This is a genomic window from Rhizobium sp. BK377 (genome assembly GCF_014193935.1).
GTDB lineage: Bacteria > Pseudomonadota > Alphaproteobacteria > Rhizobiales > Rhizobiaceae > Rhizobium.
Window position 1 is genome coordinate 1 of record NZ_JACIAC010000009.1, and the last position, 17,757, is coordinate 17,757.

Genomic DNA, 17,757 nt, shown 5'->3' on the forward strand with positions numbered 1-17,757 from the left:
TTTGGGACGGCAGACGGGAAGGTGCGATCGCCACGGCTTACACCGCGCCAAAACGCTCCATTCCCGGCAGGTCCACAGCAATCCCGGTCCGGCCGAGATCGAATCTGGCGTCTATTGTGCCGCAGTGAGACCGGGTGAATGCTGCGGTCCCCACAGCTGTGAGATGGCATCGCCCGCATCAAGGGTGTCTCTTGGGGCTTGGCGATATTAATGTCGAAGCAATTGCGGCCGACGTCGATCCGGCAGTCGCTTGATTCGCACTGTCGATCTATGGGCTGTTGAAGGGGCGCAGCGAGTCTCTCACATCGAACTTTACACGGCGGCGCTTGCAGGCGCCCATCGGGTGCTGTGACATATGATGTCTATGAATAGAAAGACGCATTTTTGCGTTAGAGTCAGCCCCAATGTTAACGATTTGTTAACCATGAAGCGGCTAATCCTTTTAAATCGAAATTAACCAAGTTTACTAACGTGTTAACCGACGCACGCTCTATTCGCATCAAAGGCAGATCGTTTCTCGCGGTCGTGCTGACGCCCGATCTGCCGTTCGAGGACTGGCTGGTTCGCCTCGATGACCTTGCTGCGCGCTCCGCCGGGTTTTTTCTCGGCAGGCCAGTAGTTCTTGATGTGACCGAGCTTTCGCTGGATCGCGCCGCGCTAAAGGCGATGGTGCAGGCGCTGGGGGAGCGAGGAGTGCGGGTCATGGGTATCGAAGGCGCGCGACCGTCGCAGCTCGATGTCAGTATGCCCCCTGGCATGGTCGGCGGTCGTCCGGCAGCGGATGTCGACGTGCCGGCCGCAGAGGCTCAGGTCGACGGGCGGGCTCCACGTAAGGCGGAGGCTGCAAAGGTGCAGGAGGTCGTTGCCCCGGTTGTCCGCGCCGCCCCGCCATCTCTGGTGTTGCGTGAACCGGTTCGCTCCGGCCAGTCGATTATCTTTCCCGAAGGCGACGTGACGGTTATCGGGTCCATCGCGTCGGGGGCCGAAGTGATCGCCGGTGGATCGATCCACGTCTATGGCGCGCTGCGTGGACGCGCGCTCGCTGGATCGGTCGGCAATTCGGCGGCGCGAATCTTTTGCCGCAAGCTGGAAGCCGAGCTTCTGGCAATCGACGGGATCTACAAGACGGCGGACGATCTGCCGGCAGATCTGCGCGGTCAGGCTGCACAGCTATGGCTGGAGAACGACGCGATCATCGCATCGCGACTGACTTAACTGGGTGAATGGTTGAAACAGGAGAGGGATATGGGAAAAGTCATTGTTGTAACCTCGGGTAAAGGTGGCGTTGGCAAGACAACCTCGACTGCAGCGTTGGGGGCAGCGCTTGCGCAAAGGAACGAGAAGGTTGTCGTCGTCGACTTCGACGTCGGTCTGCGCAACCTCGATCTCGTCATGGGTGCCGAACGTCGGGTCGTGTATGACATGATCAATGTCATCCAGGGCGATGCGAAACTCACTCAGGCCCTGATCCGCGATAAGCGACTGGAGACACTATTCCTGCTGCCGGCATCCCAGACCCGCGACAAGGATTGCCTCACCGAAGAAGGTGTCGAGCGCGTCATCGGGGAGCTGAAGAAACATTTCGACTGGGTGATATGCGATAGCCCGGCGGGTATCGAGCGCGGTGCGACGCTGGCAATGCGTCATGCCGATATCGCCGTCGTGGTCACCAATCCGGAAGTCTCCTCGGTGCGTGATTCCGACCGCATCATCGGTCTTCTGGACGCCAAGACGGAAAAGGCGGAGAGGGGCGAGCGCATTGAAAAGCACCTGCTTCTGACCCGCTACGATGTCACCCGCGCCGAACGCGGCGACATGCTGAAGGTGGATGACGTGCTCGAGATCCTGTCGATCCCGCTGCTCGGCATCATCCCGGAAAGCATGGATGTGCTGCGTGCTTCCAACCTCGGCGCCCCGGTCACGCTTGCAGATCAAAGCAGCGCCCCGGCAAAGGCCTATTTCGAAGCAGTCCGCCGCCTCAACGGTGAAGTTCTCCCGGTGACGGTACCAGGCGAGAAGCGCGGTCTGTTCGGTAAGATCTTCGGACGGAGGGCAGCATGAGCGTATTCGATTTCTTTCAGAAGAGGAAAACCGCGCCGGTTGCGCGCGAACGTCTCCAACTGCTTCTGGCGCACGAGCGTATCTCTCCCGGTTCGGATCTCGTGTCTCTTCTCAGAGAGGAAATTCTCGCGGTGATCGCTAAACACGTCGAAATCGAAGGCGATCGCCTGCAGATTAGGATCGATCGCGGCGAGAACGTCTCGATCCTCGAAATCGACGTCGAGATCCCCGCCAAGGCCGCCCGGGCGGCTTGAGGTTCGAAGTGATTTATCCGGGAGATCGAAATGTCTCCCGGAAATTCTCATATTTCTCATGATGGCGGATTTCTGGCCCTACAGGATCACTGGCGATAGACCGCAGTCCGCACGGAACGCCTTGAAACCACTGAGCGCGTGCAGCGAACGGCCGCCATCGATGGCGGCGAGATCGAGAATGACAGCGTTGGCGATGGTCATGGGAACGACGAGCGATTGGGATTCGCCGGCTTCACCGCGAGAAACCGAGATCTGGCGGTCGGGTGCAGGATCGATGCGGGCGCTGAGCAGATCGGTCAGCGCCAGGACCTTAGCGCCTCTTTCTGCGGCAATCTTCCTGATCTGATGGATGAGTGGAGAGGACTTGCGGAAAGCGAGCAGCCAGACAACGTCGCCAGACCCCAATGTTACCAGTGCTTCGGCGATCAGATGCATCTGGCTGGCGAGATCGACTGCCGGATAGCCCGAGCGATTGAGCCTCAGCGCGATGAGAGAGGCGAGGGCGACCGAATGGCCACGCCCGAAGACGAAGACCCGCCGGCAATCGCGCAGCACTTCCGAAAAGCCTCTGACATCGGCGTCCGAGACTGCGTTGCGTACCTGCTGGAGAGCGGCAATCTCGCTGTCGAGAACGGAGGAAAGCACGCCGCCGTCTTCCGCGCGAACGAGACGAGCGGCCATGCGGACGGCCGGGCTTTCGAAATCCCCGCCGCCTTCGATGAGGTTCGCCTGCAGGAAAGTTCGGAATTCGGGATAGCCTTTGAAGCCGAGCCGGCGAGCCAGCCGCACGGCCGAAGCCGGGTGCACGCCGGCGCGGAAGGAGACGGCTTTGCCGTTTTCCATCGCCGCGCGGATCGGGTCCCGCATCATCACGTCGAGAAGGCGGGTGTCGGCCTCTGTGAGCTTCGTCGAGTTGCGACTGATAAGATCGCCGAGAAGCTGCGGGATTTCGCTCTGTCTTTCCATTGTGTCACTTCTCGCCGAGTCGCTGTCCCGCGCAGATTGGCCAGGGCGCCTAAATACCGCGATCTACGGCTGAAAGATCGACGCGGCTCCCGCTCCGGTTATCGAAAAACACCGCCCGGTCAAGGTCGCACATGACCCAGAAATTATTGGCATGGCGCGGCACATCCTTGCGCGGGCTGGTTAGCGTAATGCGTCCAGCCGGACTGTCGCAATGCAGAATGATGTCGGAGCCGGTCATCTCCGACAGCACAAGCCGGACGGGCAAGGCAGGTTCATGCGGTTCTTCGACACTGATTGCCATGGATTCGGGTCTCAGTCCCGCCGTCAGACCCTGCCGGCCCTGCCAACTGGGAAGGTGTTCGACAGGAAGGAAATTCATTGCGGGAACGCCGAGGAAACTCGCGATAAAGCGATTCTGCGGCTGGTCATAGATGGCTTCAGGCGTGTCGAACTGCAGGAGATCACCGTCCTTCATCACAGCAATCCTATCGGCCAATGAGAGCGCCTCGGTCTGGTCATGCGTCACATAGACGATGGTAGCGCCGAGTTGGCGGTGCAACTCCTTGATTTCGGTGCGCATGGCGACGCGCAGCGCGTTGTCGAGGTTCGACAGCGGCTCGTCCATCAGGAAGATAGAACTGTTGCGCGCCATGGCCCTGCCCATCGCCACACGCTGACGCTGGCCACCGGAAAGCGCCCCCGGCTTGCGATCGAGATAGGGTTCGAGTTGCAGCGTCTTGGCCACACTTTGAGCGCGCACATTGCGTTCGGCTCTCGGCATGCCGCGCAGCTCCAGACCGAAGGCGATATTCTGGCGCACCGTCATGTGCGGATAGAGCGCGTAGTTCTGGAAGATCATCGCGATATCGCGATCCTGCGGGGCAAGATCATTCGCGCGCCGCCCCCCGATTTCGATATGACCTTCTTCGCAGCGTTCAAGCCCTGCAATCAGGCGCAACAATGTGGACTTGCCGCAGCCTGACGGGCCGACGATGACGACGAACTCGCCCGGCTTGATGTCCATGGATACGCCGTGCAGGACTTCCGGCCCACCGGGGTAGGACTTTCTGATGTCGCGAAGGGTGATGCCGGTCATATCGCGGCCTCTGCTCCGAAGCCGTTGCGAATGGCGATTGCAAGGCTTGGCCGGTCCGTTGTGAAGACCTTGACGCCGAGCGCCAGCGCTTTTTCGATCTGCCGGGCCGAATGGGCGGCCCAGCAACCGAAATCGAGACCGGCTGCCATGGTTTCGGCCATGAGAGCGGAATCGGCGGTATCCACATGAACACCGATTTCGGGGATGTCATGCGCTTTGGCGACTTCGATCACAGCTCTGGTTCCAAGCTGACGCAACACTGGCGGGCTGACGAGCCAGAGCTTCGGCTGGCTGGTGGCCGCCGACAGCGCATCCTGCGATTCCATCAGAAAGGAAGAGAAGATCGTCCTTTCGAGCATGCCGTGACGGGCGAGGGTTTCGACGACGCGAGGCACGAAGTTGTCGTAGGGGTGGCCATTGACCCCAGGCTTTATCTCGCAGCGGAAATTTACCTTGCTGTTGGAATAGATCGCACAGAGTTCTTCCAGCGAGATCGGATGTCCGCCGGCCCCGTAGTTGATGATAGCGGCTCGGACCTCTGCTTCGCTCATGGCGGCGATCGCGCCGCTGCGGTCCGTCATACCGTCAAGCGTTGCGTCGTGGTGGATCATGATCGCTCCGTCAGCTGTCGGATGGACGTCGAATTCCACCTCCTCCAGCGGCATTTTTGCCGTCGCAGCAAAGCCTTGCGGGGTGCTGTCGCCGAATTCCAGAGTGCCGCCGCGATGCGATGCGATGCGTGTCATTGCATACTTGTCCTTCTTCATGGGTTTATTTGACCGCGCCGAGCGTGATACCGCGCACGAGATGGCGCTCGACCAGCAGGAAGCCGAGCAGCACGGGCAACATGCTGAGGGTGCAGGCGGCCATGACGAGCGGCCAGTCGACCAGGCCTTCGCCGGGATTGATACGATAGAGGCGGGCAAGGCCGATCTGCAGCGTGTAGAGGTCTTCCTTGCCGACGGCCACCAGCGGCCAAATGTAGTTGTTCCACTCGGTGATGAAGATGTAGAGGCCCATCGAGAAGATGGCGGGCTTTGCAATCGGCACGATCACCCGCCAGAGCACCTGCAGCGGTGTCGCGCCATCCATATAGGCGGCTTCATCCAGTGCCTTTGGAATGCCCTTGATGTACTGGCGCAGGAAGAAGGCAGCAAAGCCGTTCGAGATCGCAGGCAGGATGAGGCCTGTATAGGTATCGAGCAGGCCGGCCTTGGCAAGCGTCAGATAGTTGGGGATCAGGCTGATGTGGCTGGGGATCATCAATGTGGCAACCGTCGCGCCGAAGAGCAGGTTGCCGCCGCGGAACTGGAAGCGGGCGAAGGCAAAGGCGGCTATGGTGGCGACCGTGATGCCGAGCAGCGTCACTAGGCCGGAAACGATGATGCTGTTCAAAAGATAGCGAGCAAAATTGTATTCGCCGACGGCACGAACATAGTTGTCCAGCGTGAACTCGTACTTGCCTGTGTAATAGGATTGCGCGGTCTCGAAGGACATCCAGATCGAATAGAGCACGGGCGACAGGAAGATTAGCCCGGCGACGAGCGCGAGACCGGTCACAACAGGGTTTTCAAGCTTCATAATGAACCCTCCGGCCGATGACGACGGATTTGATCAGTGCCAGCATGATCAGGAAGATGAAAAGCAGAACGGCGAGCGCCGAACCTCTGCCGATGTCGAAGAGAGTGAAGCCCACGCGATAGAGCAGATTGACGAGCATGTCGGTCGCACCCGCAGGGCCGCCATGGGTCATGATGTTGACGATGGTGAAGACCTGGAAGGCCTCGATTACGGAAATCACCAACAGGAAATAGGTGGTCGGCATGACAAGCGGGACGGTGACCCGGCGGAACACATGGAAGCGCCGGCCGCCATCGACGGCGGCGGCATCATAGAGTTCCTGCGGTACGGCCTGCAGGCCGGCGATATAGATGACTATGTCATAGCCGAGTTGCTTCCAGGTGTTGACTATTATCAGCACCCAGAGGGCGAGCTGCGGGTCCTGCAGCCATTGCACCTTGCCGAGACCGAGCGAGGTCAGTGCAGCATTGACCATGCCGTAATCGGTGGCAAAGACCCAGGAGAAGACGACGGCGATCGAGGCGGTCGAGGTTACGGACGGAAGAAAGAGCGCACCGCGCAGAAGCCGCGAGGGTAATGTCTCGCGGACGAGATAGCTTGCGACAGCGAGTGCCAGTGCCAGCCTGATCGGTACTGAAATCAGCGCGAAGATGGCGGTTACCTGCAAGGAATTCCAGAAGTCGCGGGAGTTCAAAAGCAGGCGGTAATTCTCAAAGCCGACGAAAGGCATAGTCGGCGACAGGAAGTCCCAGTGCCGGAAACTGAGGTTCACGCTGGTGATGACGGGAATGTAGGTGAAGACTGTGATGAAGATCATCAACGGTGCGACGAGAAGATAGGGTGTGAGTTTGCGCAGCATCGGACCGGAACAGTTGAGACGACGGGCCGTTCAAGACCCGCCGTATTGCTGAAGTGAGAGGCTCAGTTGCTGGAACGCTTGGCTTCGTCGCGGGTCTGCGCGGCAAAATCCTTCATCGTTTCCGTAACATCGCGCTGGCCGAGCGCCATGGCTTCCCACATCTTGTATTCGGTCGAACGCATCCAGGTGACGACGGGCGGACGGGCACGGCCATGAGCGAAATCAAGCTGCTTGATGGCGACGTCGATGCCCTGCTTCTTGGCAAGCGCTTCGATGGCAGCCGGCTGGGCGGCGCTCTTCTTGTTGATCGGCAGGTAGCCGGTTGCGGCAAACCAGATGGAATTGGCTTCCGGCGAAGCAGCGTAGCTGATGAACTTGTATGCGGCGTCCTGAACATCCTTCGAAGAGGTTGAGAGGATACCGATACCGGCGCCGCCGATCGGAACGGAGCAAACCTTGTTGCAGGGCATCGGACGGACTTCGAGCTTTTCACCGAGCGCCTTCTTAGCGCCACCATAGTCACCCGTCGAATTGAGCGAGATCCCAACCTTGCCGGCGAAGAAAGCGTCGCGGCCGACATCTTCATCGGTGACGCCATCCGGAGAGGCGACCTTCTGGTCGTGCACGAGCGATGCCATCCATTGATAGGCTTCGATCGTATTCGGCGAGTCGAGGAGGATATCATTGGTCTTGGAATCGATCAGCTCGCTGTCATTGGACATGACGAGGCCCCAGCGGGCGAACTGGCCGGGGGCCGCAATGCCGGTGATGCCTTCCGAGCCGAGCTTTTCGGTGATTGTCTTCGAAACGGCAAGAATATCTGTGAAAGTCTTCAGCGACGGCTCCGTCGTGAAGCCGGCGCGCGCCAGGATGTCCTTGTTGTAATAGAGGACCGGCGTCGAGGAGTTGAACGGCACGATATAGTTCTTGCCGTTATAGACGCCGACTTCGCGCGCGTAGTCGTAAAGGTCGTCCTTCAGCGGATCGGCGTTGAAATAGGGCGTGAGATCGATCAGCGCGCCGCGGTCGGCGAAGAGACCGTAGCGGGTGACTTCCATAATGACGGCATCAGGCGCACGTCTGGCGGGAATGGCCGCCTGCAGCTTGGCGACGATATCGTTGTAGTCACCGACGAATTCTCCTTCGATATGGATGCCGGGATTGGCGGCTTCAAAATTGGTGATGATCTTGTTGAGCGCCTCGCCGGAGGTTTTGCTGAAGCTGTGCCAGAACTTCACGGTCGTATCGGCATGCGCCGAACCGACCATGGACATCAGGGCGACGACGCTGGCTGCGACCGTATTCTGCAATTTATTTGACATAAATTTCTCCTCTGCAAAAAAAATTGCAATCCGTTTTGGCGACGATTAGCGCGCAGACGCGACAGTTTCTTGAAGGCTGTGTGAAGTTTTGGTGACCGAGGGCCCGCCCGCTCAAAGCGTGAGCGGCGGATGGATATCCGCCAAGCCGTTCTGGCGCGTTGAAGAGCCTTCCTGTGGAAAAGGTCGCACTGCCAGCGGCCACTGTTCTCGGCCGGCTTTGTGTGCACTGCGGTAGATTATGCTTCCAAGGTCGACAGCGACATGATATCCCGCTGTCTGCCCGTCTTTCATCGTCAAGTGCAGATAGAGATCATATGCCCCAGCAAGAAGACACGGCGAATGCGTCGCAGATGAATGCAGCCCAGCACCCCGCGGTCAGGCCTCAGCGGAAATGGCTGGCTGATATCGAGCGCCTCAAGGGATTGGCTATCATCCTTGTCGTCTGGGGGCATACCTACGACGCCGCTTTCCCGGCATGGGCCATTGATCTGCGACAGGCAATCTATGCTTTCCATATGCCGCTCTTTATGTTCCTCAGCGGCTATGTCTTCGTCTATGTCGGTGCCCATAAACTGAAGGGCTCGCTGGCGACCTATACGACGAAACGCGCAAAGCGGCTGCTTATTCCGTTCTTCATCATGGCGGCGATCGTCATTTTCGCAAAGTTCTTTGCGGGACAGTTTGTATCGGTCGATAAGCCCGTCAACGACCTATTGCTCTCGGTTCAGCACGTCTTCATCCATACCGAGCAGAGCCCGTCGATGTTCGTATGGTACCTGATCGTCCTCTTTTACCTTTCGATCGGTACGACGTTTCTCTTCTCGCGCATGAACGTAAGCCTGAATATCTTGCTTGCGGCCTCGATCATCATGTTCGGCCTGCATGTGCTTATGTTCTACAACAATGCGATATTGGACTACATCTACATCAATCGCATCTTCATGTTTTATGCCTTCTTCATGGCAGGCTGCGTTGCCTGCCTGCACAAGGATGCCTGGGAGCCATTCGTCGAGCGTTATTTCATTCCGGCCGCCGCCGTCTTCCTCATCCTTCTCTATGTGACATTCAATTCCGAATGGCGTTATTTCTTCGTCGGAATGACATCTCTCGTCGTGTTCCATGGGCTGATCCGCTCCCGGCTTTGCAACCAAAGCCGGTTCCTGGAGTTCATCGGGCAGAATGCCTTTGCCATCTATCTATTGAACACAATTTTCGTCGGTGGGGTGAAGGCTGTTTTCGGACGGTTCTTTTCGGTCAGCGATCAGGCGCTTCTTCTCCTCGTTGGCGCGACGATTGCAGGCGTCGCGGGCCCGATCGCCGTCAAACATGTCATAGGCCGGATTGGCTCGCTGCGGCCAATCGCAGCCGCCATGGAATGAGAAGACAGATGCGGCCAAACCAGTTTCGATCGATTGAAGGAGCATGTTCTCGTTAAAGCGGGTCCTAACGCAGCGTTCTTTCATTGTGAGGAATACCGCTCAAATAAGTGCCACGGGTGACGTAATGTTGGCAGGCTGTTTTCGATTGATACTCCGGGCTCGATTGAATAGAAAACGCGCGAGCACTCTACCGCTCGTCCTTTGCAAAGGGTTTCGGTACCACATGCTGCTGAGCGTGCTGAAATCGGCACGATTACCCAGCAACGAAGCACTCCGCTCATTTTTTCATTTGCTATAAACGCGCGCAAGGAACGAATATGCACGAAATCTATCAGAGGGTATTTGGCGCTGCCAAGGCCATTAAAGGTCTCGATGGCCTCCGGGCGATTTGCGTTCTCTTCGTGCTCACCGACCATGCGGGACTGACCAAAACTCAGGAAACGGGTACACTCGCGGTCTGGGTCTTTTTCGCGTTGAGCGGCTTTCTCATCGTGCCAATTCTCTTCAAGGCGCGGCAGCGGATCGAAGCGGGCACGTCCGATGGTCCGACAGAAATCGTGCTGTTTATGCGCAATAGAGCGTTGCGGATATTCCCGATCTATTACCTGACACTCGCGCTGATCTTCATGTCGACCGTAACCGTGGTTTCGGGCGACAATGTCGATAAATTCTACGGCAGTATCGGCTGGATTCTCACCTATACGACGAACATCTACATCGGCTTCGTCAGGCATGACTGGCTGGGGCCGCTATCGCATCTGTGGACCCTTTCCGTCGAACAGCAATTCTATGTGTTTTTCCCACTTCTGTTCATCTGGCTGCCGTCGCGGTTCTGGCGATCCGCCATGCTGGTCTCTCTGCTTGTGCTGCTCGTCGTCTCCTGCTGGTGGGCGTTCGACGACGTGCTTAAGTTTCGCGTCAATTCACTTTCGGGTTTTTATGCCATTGCAGTCGGTGGGCTTTTTGGCCTTGCCGCTCGGCGGCTTGGCTCGATCGACTTTCGTTTTTCCGGTTTGTTGATCGCGGCTCTCGGCGTCGTTCTGGTTTTGCAACACCTCTATTTCGTGCTGAACGGCCACCCAAACGCTGCCTTAATCATCGCACCGCTTCTCGCCGGATTCCTGATTATGCTTTTGGCGGTGTGCCAGAATTCGACCGCCACTCAATTCCTTGAAATTCCGTTGATCCGGGGTGTCGGCGTCGTCAGCTACGGCTTTTATCTTTTTCATAATCTCCTGCTCGGCCCATCCGGGCGCCTTGTCGCGCTGGTGACAGGGATGCGGGAAGGGACGACCTTCCAGATTGTTCAGATAGCGACTGCCTTCGTTCTTACGATGATCGTTTCGATCATTTCCTTCATCTTCTTCGAGGAGCGGCTCATGCAGTTGAAAAAGCGCCGTGCGCCATCGGCGGCTGTGGCCGCCGGTTCAAATGGCTGATGAGGTTCTCTGCCGGCCTCTTTGTGATCCTTCTTTTGTCGGTTGCTGACGTGAAGGCGGCGTCTCTGAAGATCGTGACGTTCGGGACCTCGTTGACGGCGCGGGGAGGGTGGCAGAAAAGCCTTGAACAAGATCTGGAGCGTTGCATCCATCGTCCGGTGAACATTGCCATAGTGGCAAAGAGTGGGGCGACGACGGAATGGGGCCTGTCTTCCGTAGAAAGCGTCGTCGCCGAGCGGCCCGACATCGTGCTTGTTGAATTCTACGCTAATGATGCGGCGTTGAACCGCTGGATGAGCGTCAGCCGCAGCCGCCAGAATTTTTCCACCATTGTTGACAGGCTCAAGGCGGGGCTTCCCCGGGCTCGGATCTACATGATGGTGATGAATCCGATGTCTGGCCTGCGGGGGGCGATTAGACCCTTTCTAGGCAGTTATATTTCGGCCCATCGCAGCGTTGCGGCGGAAAGAGACGTTGCAGTCATCGACCACACCAACGGCTGGTCGATGTTGTCTGCGGAGAACCTGTCGAAGGCTATCCCGGATGGTGCTCACCCTGTCGCTTCGATAGCAGCCAAGGTTATGGTGCCGACGATCGTCGAGGCGTTAGCCGGAGCGTGTGCGGACTGACTCAAGTTTCGAATTCGCTCCGCCGGGAGGAGGGGACGCAGTTGCAAATCCGTGTCGGGTTCGCTCGTGGAGGAAGGACTGCAGCCTATCAGTCCTGATGTTCGATTTCTGTCGGGATCTGGGCCGTTTCTGTGGTCTTGCGGTACTTGATTGCCGCCGGTACGCCGACTGCAATCGCTCCGGCCGGAACGTCTCTGACCACCACCGCATTCGCGCCGATGACGGCGCCCTCGCCAATGACCACGGGTCCGAGGATTTTGGCGCCGGCGCCTACGTCCACGCCATTGCCCAATATCGGCACTTCGTTTGGTTTTTCAGCCGATTTGTTGCCGATTGTCACGCCTTGCCGAAGACGAACGTCGTCACCGATCCGCACTTCTGAATGGATGATAATCGATCCGAAATGCTCGATGACGCATCGAGAACCAATCTTTGCATTCGCTCCTATGTAGATTCCGAAGAAGACCTCGGAAAATTTTATAAGGAAGAAATGTACGATCTTCAGCGGTATGCGTATCGGCGCAAATTTGATCGCGCGGACAGCGGTTCCATACCTGTGGAAAGCGAGCGCCCAGAAACCCTGCGCGATCAAGGCCCTTTTATGACTTCGAAAATCTTGAGCAATCTCTCTAAACACGACGCGCTCTCCTCGGAAATTACGCCTGTTTCCAGGCTCTGATCTTTCTTGCTCTGTTCAGCCAACTACGCAGCGCGTCTCGATCGAGCATCCCAATGCCTGCGACATAGACAATCACAAAAAGGGGCGCCAGGATTACGGCCCGCAGCAGGGCGGGCGAAGCGGGCATCGCATAGGCTCTTGCTAAATAAACCGCGGCTAGGCCGGCGAACGATGCCAGGAAAAACGCGCCGCACTTGGCGAACATCGTCTTCAATGAAACGTGCGTTTTTCGCGATCCGTAAAGGATACCTACTGATATGACGAAGATGTGGCAGCAGACGTAGACTGCGACAAGCGTGAACACGGTGCTATGTTGAAGCACTGTCAGTATAATCGCGATGAGCACTGCTGCGCAGATCTGCATGCGCAAGACGATGCGCGGCAGGCCGCAGGCGTTCAGCATGACCTCATTGCTATAGCCGATCGACTGGGCGGCGCCCAAAATGGCGGCGGGGAACATGATAAGCTCTGAATCGAACCCGTTACTTCCAAAACAAAGTCGAGCAATTTCGGGAGAAAGCGCTGCGATGGAAATAAAAGCGGGAGCGGAAATCATCGAAAGCGAGCGCAAGCTAGAATAGAACGCCTGCTTCATCTGGGGAGGGTTGTTCACCAGACGTGATAGATGCGGAAGGTTGACGTCCACCATCACAGCCGTCAGCATCTGCGCTACCACGGCCGGGACACGTGAGCCCATGATGTAGAGGGCAAGCGCTGCCGGCCCGAAGAAAATCGGGATAACGATCTCGATCATCCGCAGGGAAGCATAATTCAGGACGCGCGACCCGAAGACGCCGAAGGCAAAATGCAGAATGTGGCCGATTCCGGCGAATTGGGGAGATGCCGGCCGCAAGACCACAGGATACCACAAGAAGACGACGTTGATTACTGTCGTCGCCAGCAGCTGGCCAACCATGCTGTAGACGCCAAACCCCAGGAACGCCATCGCCAGGCCCGTCAGCGCACCGATGACCGTCGAGGCGAGAGAGCGGAAGGCCAGTCGCTTGAACTGAAACTCCTTGCGCAGCAAAGCCTGCGGAACATAGCCGAAGCTGTTCAGGACCAGCGAGAGCCCGACGAGCTGCAACACCGGTTCAATTCCGGTAACACCAAGAAGACTGCCGATTTCCGTCGAGAAGATCGTCAGCAGCGCATATATGATGACGGCCAGAGCGAAGTTCAGGATCAGAATGCTTGTCGCAATTCCGCGTGTGACGTCCTGGGTGCGAACAACGGCGTCACCGAAACCGTTATCGGCAAATAGCTCGGTCAACGACACAAGCGCATAGGCTGCCGCAAACATGCCGATCTCGGTCTTGTCGAGAATGCGTGCCAGCACGAAAAATGTGATGATCGTGCCGAAGCGTGGCCCCCAGTTGCGGACGGCCGACCAGATTACCGAGCTGCGATTCATCGGCGCCTCATTTTGCCATTGAACGGAGGCAAACGCCTTCCCCTGCGACTATGCATTCCGCACCGCAGCGATATAGCTTGACAGAGTCAGCTTGCCACCTGCGACCAGGGATGCTCCAACAAGGAGTTTGCGTACAAACGCGATGATGCCGGGGAGGCTTCGGGTCTTGTGGGCGGCAATGGCGTAGAGCGTGCCGGGGAAATATTTAGGCTTGAGGCTTGAATCGTGATCACGATGGCCGACGAGCGGGGCGTCGGTGAAAAGAGTACCACGGGCAAGGTAGAAAGCGCGAATTGCATAATCGGTGTCCTCGCCGCCGTTCAGACGCGCGCCTACCCCCAGTGTCTCGTCGAACGTCTGCAACTCTGGCAGCAGTCTTCCGCGGAAGAAGAACGTGTTCGATGACGCTCGCGATATCACTTTCTGCAAAGCAGGTTTTTCCGTTGGCAATGCGTTCTTTATCTCCGGAGTGGAGCTATAGCGGCAGAACCAGAAATCAATCTCGGGTTTATCGCGAAAGAGGCCGGCGACCAGCGTTAAGAATTTTTCCGGGTACCAGCAATCGTCGTCGGGGAAGGCGTATATGCTGTCTGCGGTGACGACGCCGGCCTTCACGACCTCACGCATAAGTAGATTACGGGCTGCCGAAAGCGAAATCTGATGATTGATTCGCCGCGTGCTTATCCAGTCCGGAAAGTCAGGATCGGCGGCATCGTCGGGGACATTCTGCAGAAGGAGATACAGATGGACGTCGATAGATGGATCTTCGACCTTGGCACGCGCAATCGAGTCAACCATCCTCTGGAGGTGCTCGGAGCGGCCTTGCCTGAGATTGCTCGTCGAAAAGAGGGTAATTTTCGGCATGACTACTCTATTGTTCGGGAACTTGTCAGTGGAGCTGCGAACCATCAGCACGAGCGGCGCGGCTGGCGACCCTATCTTGCGGTGCAACATAAACATTGAGGTCTGCGTTGAAAAGTAGAAAATAGCCCATACAGATTACTTTGCTGGAAACACTCGTTTCTCGATATTGCCACAACCGGCAGTCACGATCACCGCTCTTGGGGAGTTTTATGTTGATGGCTTCACGGAAAGCTGGAATTTTCGGTTGGACGGGTTCCTGGCTCTTTTCCAGCTTTCTCTTTTTCGCAGCGCCCGCGACTGCCGAGCAGCCTCTCCGATACATGTTCGAGAGAGCGCCCGCCGAAACGCAGGAGGCGGGTTCTGCCAAGGGAGCGCGGCCTTTCGTCTGCTCAGTTCCAATTGCTCCGCTGGTCGATATGAGCGAGCTATTTGGTTTTTATAAACCGAGTCACACCCAGTCGGAGGTCGATCCTGCGGCTATGAAGGCCTACGTGAAGCGTTTATGGCCGACAGGTGCTGTCAGCAAGAAGATGCTGGAAATGATGGAGACGGCGCTTGATGTGCCGGGGCAAGGTAAGAATGCCGCCAATTGCATCATCCGGCAGATGCGCGTCTGGGCTAATGCAGATGCTTTGCTTGGCAATGTCGAGGACAACGACCCGCTCGGGCATCGTCAGGCGGTCCTTGTCGGGGGCTGGACCAGCATTTCCTTTTCGAACGCTTATGCCGTGGCTGAAGGCGTCGCATCGCCGGCGAGTGCCGCCGACGTTCCGATCAAAGCCTGGTTCGCCAAGCTTTCGGATATGATCGTAGCGGAATTCACGCCCGCCCCGCGTGAGCACAAATATGAGTGGCTCGACGGCAACAGCAATCATCGATATTGGGGCGCAGCTGCCGTCGGTCTGATGGCCGTACATTTGCAGGATCGCAAGCGGTTCAGCTGGTCAATGGACATCTTGAAATCGGCGCTGGATGAAGTCCCGGAGGACGGCGGTTTGCCGCGTGAGCTTGCTCGCGGCGGACGTGCGCTTAAATATCAGAATTTTGCCATGGACGCGATCGCGATCCTCGTGCGGCTTGCTGATACGAACGATGTTGCGCTCGATGCCGATCAGGAGAAGAAGCTGCAGTCGGCCGCCGGGTTCGCCGCCACCATGTATCTTCATCCCGACGAATTGGAAGCGCGAACGGGATATCGCCAGGAAGTCGAGCCGGGGATGATTGCGTGGATCGACGTCCTGCTGCCGCATTTCAAGCATACCGATCCGCAACTCGCTGAAAAGCTCGACGCTATCGCGCGGCCCTTGCGGCCGATGACCAATACGTTCATCGCTTTGCCTTCAACGCGCCTGATCGGTCAGGCAGACGCGAAGTAAAGACTGGCACTATGCCTTTCGCACGGCCGTGCCGCTCTTTTTCTGATCTGCCGCTCTTTCGGCTTCAGGGATGTCGGCAAACAGGAAACGGCCATAGGGGCCGACTTCGATATTCTCGCGAATGACGGTCGCCGGATTGCCGGCTGCGATGCAGCGCGACGGAATGTTCTTGGTTACGACGCTGCCGGAGCCGATGACGCATTCGTCGCCAATCTCGACGCCGGGCAAAATGATGCTTCTGGCCCCGATAAAGCAGTGCTTGCCGATTTTGGTGTTACGGTAGACGCCGCGCGTTCTGTCATGCGTGAGTATGGCTACGTCGAATGCGACGTACGACTTTTCGCCCACATGGATGCCTTTGGGATAGGTCTTGTCCAGGCGAACGCTCAACGAGAACGTCGCTGTCGGGTGAATGTTCATCCCCCAGACCTTCGTGTAGTAATGGTACTTAGCTTTTACCAGAAGCGATCTCAGCCAGAGAAATTTGTTCAAGCTGCGTGCCATTAAACACCCTCTCCTTGTTGCGCGAACATTTCAGTTTCATCGGTCCTGAACGCGGGGCCTATAAAGCATGGACGACAGGTCAGTGGAAGCCGCTTTGTGTGCGGTGCAAGAAAAACCATTGGATTTTTGCCGCCATTTCGCATGATGCTAACCGCGGTTTCTGCAGGCGCCTTACGGCCGACAGACCCGGCCGTCCTTTTCGCTCGGCCTGACTTCCTTTTATTTGAAGCATTTTCCGCATCGCAGGATCAATGAATGAAACACATCGTCTTTTGCGTCGCCTGCACCGTGGTTTCAATCGTGCTGTTGGCCGTTTGTCTGCGGTATTTCGCCGATGCGTGGCCTCTGACAATTATCGGTGCGATGCAGATGCAGATCGGCGCGCTATGCCTGGCGATAGTTCTTCTCTCCAGCCTCCTGGTCCGACATTGGTATGGTTTGTTGCTCGGCGTGGCTTCCGTCTTGTTAGCCGCTCACCCCATGCTCATGCTCGGAGCTTTTGCTCGCCCGCCAGCGCCGGACGCGGTGCCTGCACTCCGTCTGCTGTCGATCAACATTGTCGACAGCGCGGTGGGGGACGCCGCGCTCGATCAAATGATCGAAGAGGCGAATGCCGATATCCTCGTTATGACCAGCACCGGCTCTCTTGCCGGCCGAATGAATCTTGCGGGCCAATCCTATCCATTTCGCGCCGGTTGCGACGATCCGGTGAATTCACGCTGTTCCGTCATGCTGTGGTCGCGTCGACCGCTTTCCGATATCCGCGTCCAGCAGCTGAGTCCGGTCGGAAGCGAATTGATCGCCGCTACTCTTTCGGTTGACGGCCAGCGCATGCGGGTTTTTGCGACTCGACTTTCGAAGACATGGTTCGACACATTTCACAGCTTCGAACTTTTCAATATTACGCGTGTCCTGAGGCAGACGACGGAACCCGTGTTGCTTGCCGGAGATTTCAGCGCGCCTGTCATTGTCGCGGACATGCGCTGGTTCCTTGGAAACAACAGGCTGAGCAGCGTCTACCCTGAGCCGGCGACGTGGCCGGCCTGGCTTGGACCTCTCGGCGTGAGCAACGATCATATCTTTTTCAAGGCGCCGCTATCTGTTCTCTCCGTCAACCGTATCGATGCAAATGGTCGATCGGGGTATGTTTCACTTCTTTCTAATGTAGCGATTAAATAGCCTCGTTACACGCTGAGAGCGTATAACTCTCGGTTTGGGTGTGTTTTGTGAATATAACTCAGAAAAATCTCGATTGGTTAGACTTTTAACGAACATGGAATGCTAATCTTAACCCTGCTCCTACAGGCTGTCCCTGCAGTTCAGTTGATGCAGGA

At 57.3% G+C, this 17,757-nt stretch carries 18 protein-coding genes; 8 read left to right on the forward strand and 10 right to left on the reverse strand.

The window, feature by feature from the left end; genetic code table 11:
- The first annotated feature begins 471 nt into the window (after positions 1 to 471).
- From minC to minE, 3 genes are read left to right on the forward strand one after another with little or no spacing between them, the layout of a single operon-like run.
- Complete coding sequence (minC, locus tag FHT92_RS26785; protein WP_183830987.1) at positions 472 to 1,215, forward strand: septum site-determining protein MinC; 744 nt, start codon at positions 472 to 474, stop codon at positions 1,213 to 1,215.
- A gap of 30 nt (positions 1,216 to 1,245) precedes the next feature.
- Positions 1,246 to 2,061, forward strand: coding sequence for a septum site-determining protein MinD (gene minD, locus FHT92_RS26790; RefSeq protein WP_183742947.1), 816 nt, complete (start codon positions 1,246 to 1,248; stop codon positions 2,059 to 2,061).
- Complete coding sequence (gene minE / locus FHT92_RS26795) at positions 2,058 to 2,315, forward strand: cell division topological specificity factor MinE (protein WP_183742948.1); 258 nt, start codon at positions 2,058 to 2,060, stop codon at positions 2,313 to 2,315. The genes minD and minE overlap by 4 nt, the downstream gene beginning before the upstream one ends.
- Before the next feature lie 78 nt (positions 2,316 to 2,393).
- Here minE and FHT92_RS26800 read toward each other — a convergent pair whose 3' ends face one another.
- The 6 genes from FHT92_RS26800 to FHT92_RS26825 form a co-directional block, all read right to left on the reverse strand.
- Positions 2,394 to 3,281: a MurR/RpiR family transcriptional regulator gene (locus FHT92_RS26800; RefSeq protein ID WP_183830989.1), complete on the reverse strand. Its 888-nt coding sequence runs from the start codon at positions 3,279 to 3,281 to the stop codon at positions 2,394 to 2,396.
- Between the two features lie 49 nt (positions 3,282 to 3,330).
- Positions 3,331 to 4,377: an ABC transporter ATP-binding protein gene (locus FHT92_RS26805; RefSeq protein WP_183830991.1), complete on the reverse strand. Its 1,047-nt coding sequence runs from the start codon at positions 4,375 to 4,377 to the stop codon at positions 3,331 to 3,333.
- A complete protein-coding gene (locus FHT92_RS26810; RefSeq protein WP_183830993.1) occupies positions 4,374 to 5,123 on the reverse strand; it encodes a glycerophosphodiester phosphodiesterase family protein in 750 nt (249 codons plus the stop codon). Before FHT92_RS26810 ends, FHT92_RS26805 begins: the two co-directional genes overlap by 4 nt.
- 25 nt (positions 5,124 to 5,148) lie before the next feature.
- Positions 5,149 to 5,958: a carbohydrate ABC transporter permease gene (locus FHT92_RS26815; RefSeq protein ID WP_183830995.1), complete on the reverse strand. Its 810-nt coding sequence runs from the start codon at positions 5,956 to 5,958 to the stop codon at positions 5,149 to 5,151.
- A complete protein-coding gene (locus FHT92_RS26820; RefSeq protein WP_183830997.1) occupies positions 5,948 to 6,817 on the reverse strand; it encodes a carbohydrate ABC transporter permease in 870 nt (289 codons plus the stop codon). The genes FHT92_RS26815 and FHT92_RS26820 overlap by 11 nt, the downstream gene beginning before the upstream one ends.
- A 62-nt stretch (positions 6,818 to 6,879) precedes the next feature.
- Positions 6,880 to 8,139 carry an ABC transporter substrate-binding protein gene (locus FHT92_RS26825; protein WP_183830999.1) on the reverse strand — a complete coding sequence of 420 codons (1,260 nt, stop codon included), beginning with the start codon at positions 8,137 to 8,139 and terminating at the stop codon, positions 6,880 to 6,882.
- A gap of 314 nt (positions 8,140 to 8,453) precedes the next feature.
- On the opposite strand from FHT92_RS26825, the gene FHT92_RS26830 reads away from it, so the two are divergent.
- The 3 genes from FHT92_RS26830 to FHT92_RS26840 all read left to right on the forward strand — a co-directional run bounded on the left by FHT92_RS26830 (position 8,454) and on the right by FHT92_RS26840 (position 11,586).
- On the forward strand, positions 8,454 to 9,518 hold the full coding sequence (locus tag FHT92_RS26830) for an acyltransferase family protein (RefSeq protein ID WP_183831001.1): 1,065 nt from the start codon (positions 8,454 to 8,456) through the stop codon (positions 9,516 to 9,518).
- 317 nt (positions 9,519 to 9,835) lie between these two features.
- Positions 9,836 to 10,957 (forward strand): acyltransferase, encoded by a 1,122-nt coding sequence (locus tag FHT92_RS26835; protein ID WP_183831002.1) that lies wholly within the window; start codon positions 9,836 to 9,838, stop codon positions 10,955 to 10,957.
- Positions 10,957 to 11,586: an SGNH/GDSL hydrolase family protein gene (locus tag FHT92_RS26840; protein WP_183831004.1), complete on the forward strand. Its 630-nt coding sequence runs from the start codon at positions 10,957 to 10,959 to the stop codon at positions 11,584 to 11,586. Before FHT92_RS26835 ends, FHT92_RS26840 begins: the two co-directional genes overlap by 1 nt.
- An 88-nt stretch (positions 11,587 to 11,674) precedes the next feature.
- Here the strand turns inward: FHT92_RS26840 and FHT92_RS26845 are convergent, their stop codons facing one another.
- The 3 genes from FHT92_RS26845 to FHT92_RS26855 are packed head-to-tail and all read right to left on the reverse strand — an operon-like array spanning position 11,675 to position 14,639.
- On the reverse strand, positions 11,675 to 12,223 hold the full coding sequence (locus tag FHT92_RS26845; protein WP_183831006.1) for a serine O-acetyltransferase: 549 nt from the start codon (positions 12,221 to 12,223) through the stop codon (positions 11,675 to 11,677).
- 19 nt (positions 12,224 to 12,242) lie between these two features.
- Positions 12,243 to 13,679, reverse strand: a complete 1,437-nt coding sequence (locus tag FHT92_RS26850) for an oligosaccharide flippase family protein (protein ID WP_281413048.1) — start codon at positions 13,677 to 13,679, stop codon at positions 12,243 to 12,245.
- A 48-nt stretch (positions 13,680 to 13,727) separates the two neighbouring features.
- On the reverse strand, positions 13,728 to 14,639 hold the full coding sequence (locus FHT92_RS26855; protein WP_183742962.1) for a hypothetical protein: 912 nt from the start codon (positions 14,637 to 14,639) through the stop codon (positions 13,728 to 13,730).
- 395 nt (positions 14,640 to 15,034) lie between these two features.
- Here FHT92_RS26855 and FHT92_RS26860 point away from each other — a divergent pair, with 395 nt between their 5' ends.
- Positions 15,035 to 15,919, forward strand: coding sequence for an alginate lyase family protein (locus FHT92_RS26860; RefSeq protein ID WP_183831009.1), 885 nt, complete (start codon positions 15,035 to 15,037; stop codon positions 15,917 to 15,919).
- Between the two features lie 9 nt (positions 15,920 to 15,928).
- On the opposite strand, the gene FHT92_RS26865 is transcribed toward FHT92_RS26860, so the two are convergent.
- Positions 15,929 to 16,423 (reverse strand): DapH/DapD/GlmU-related protein, encoded by a 495-nt coding sequence (locus FHT92_RS26865; protein ID WP_183742966.1) that lies wholly within the window; start codon positions 16,421 to 16,423, stop codon positions 15,929 to 15,931.
- A 255-nt stretch (positions 16,424 to 16,678) separates the two neighbouring features.
- Here FHT92_RS26865 and FHT92_RS26870 point away from each other — a divergent pair, with 255 nt between their 5' ends.
- Positions 16,679 to 17,602 carry an endonuclease/exonuclease/phosphatase family protein gene (locus FHT92_RS26870; RefSeq protein ID WP_183831010.1) on the forward strand — a complete coding sequence of 308 codons (924 nt, stop codon included), beginning with the start codon at positions 16,679 to 16,681 and terminating at the stop codon, positions 17,600 to 17,602.
- Positions 17,603 to 17,757: the final 155 nt, after the last annotated feature.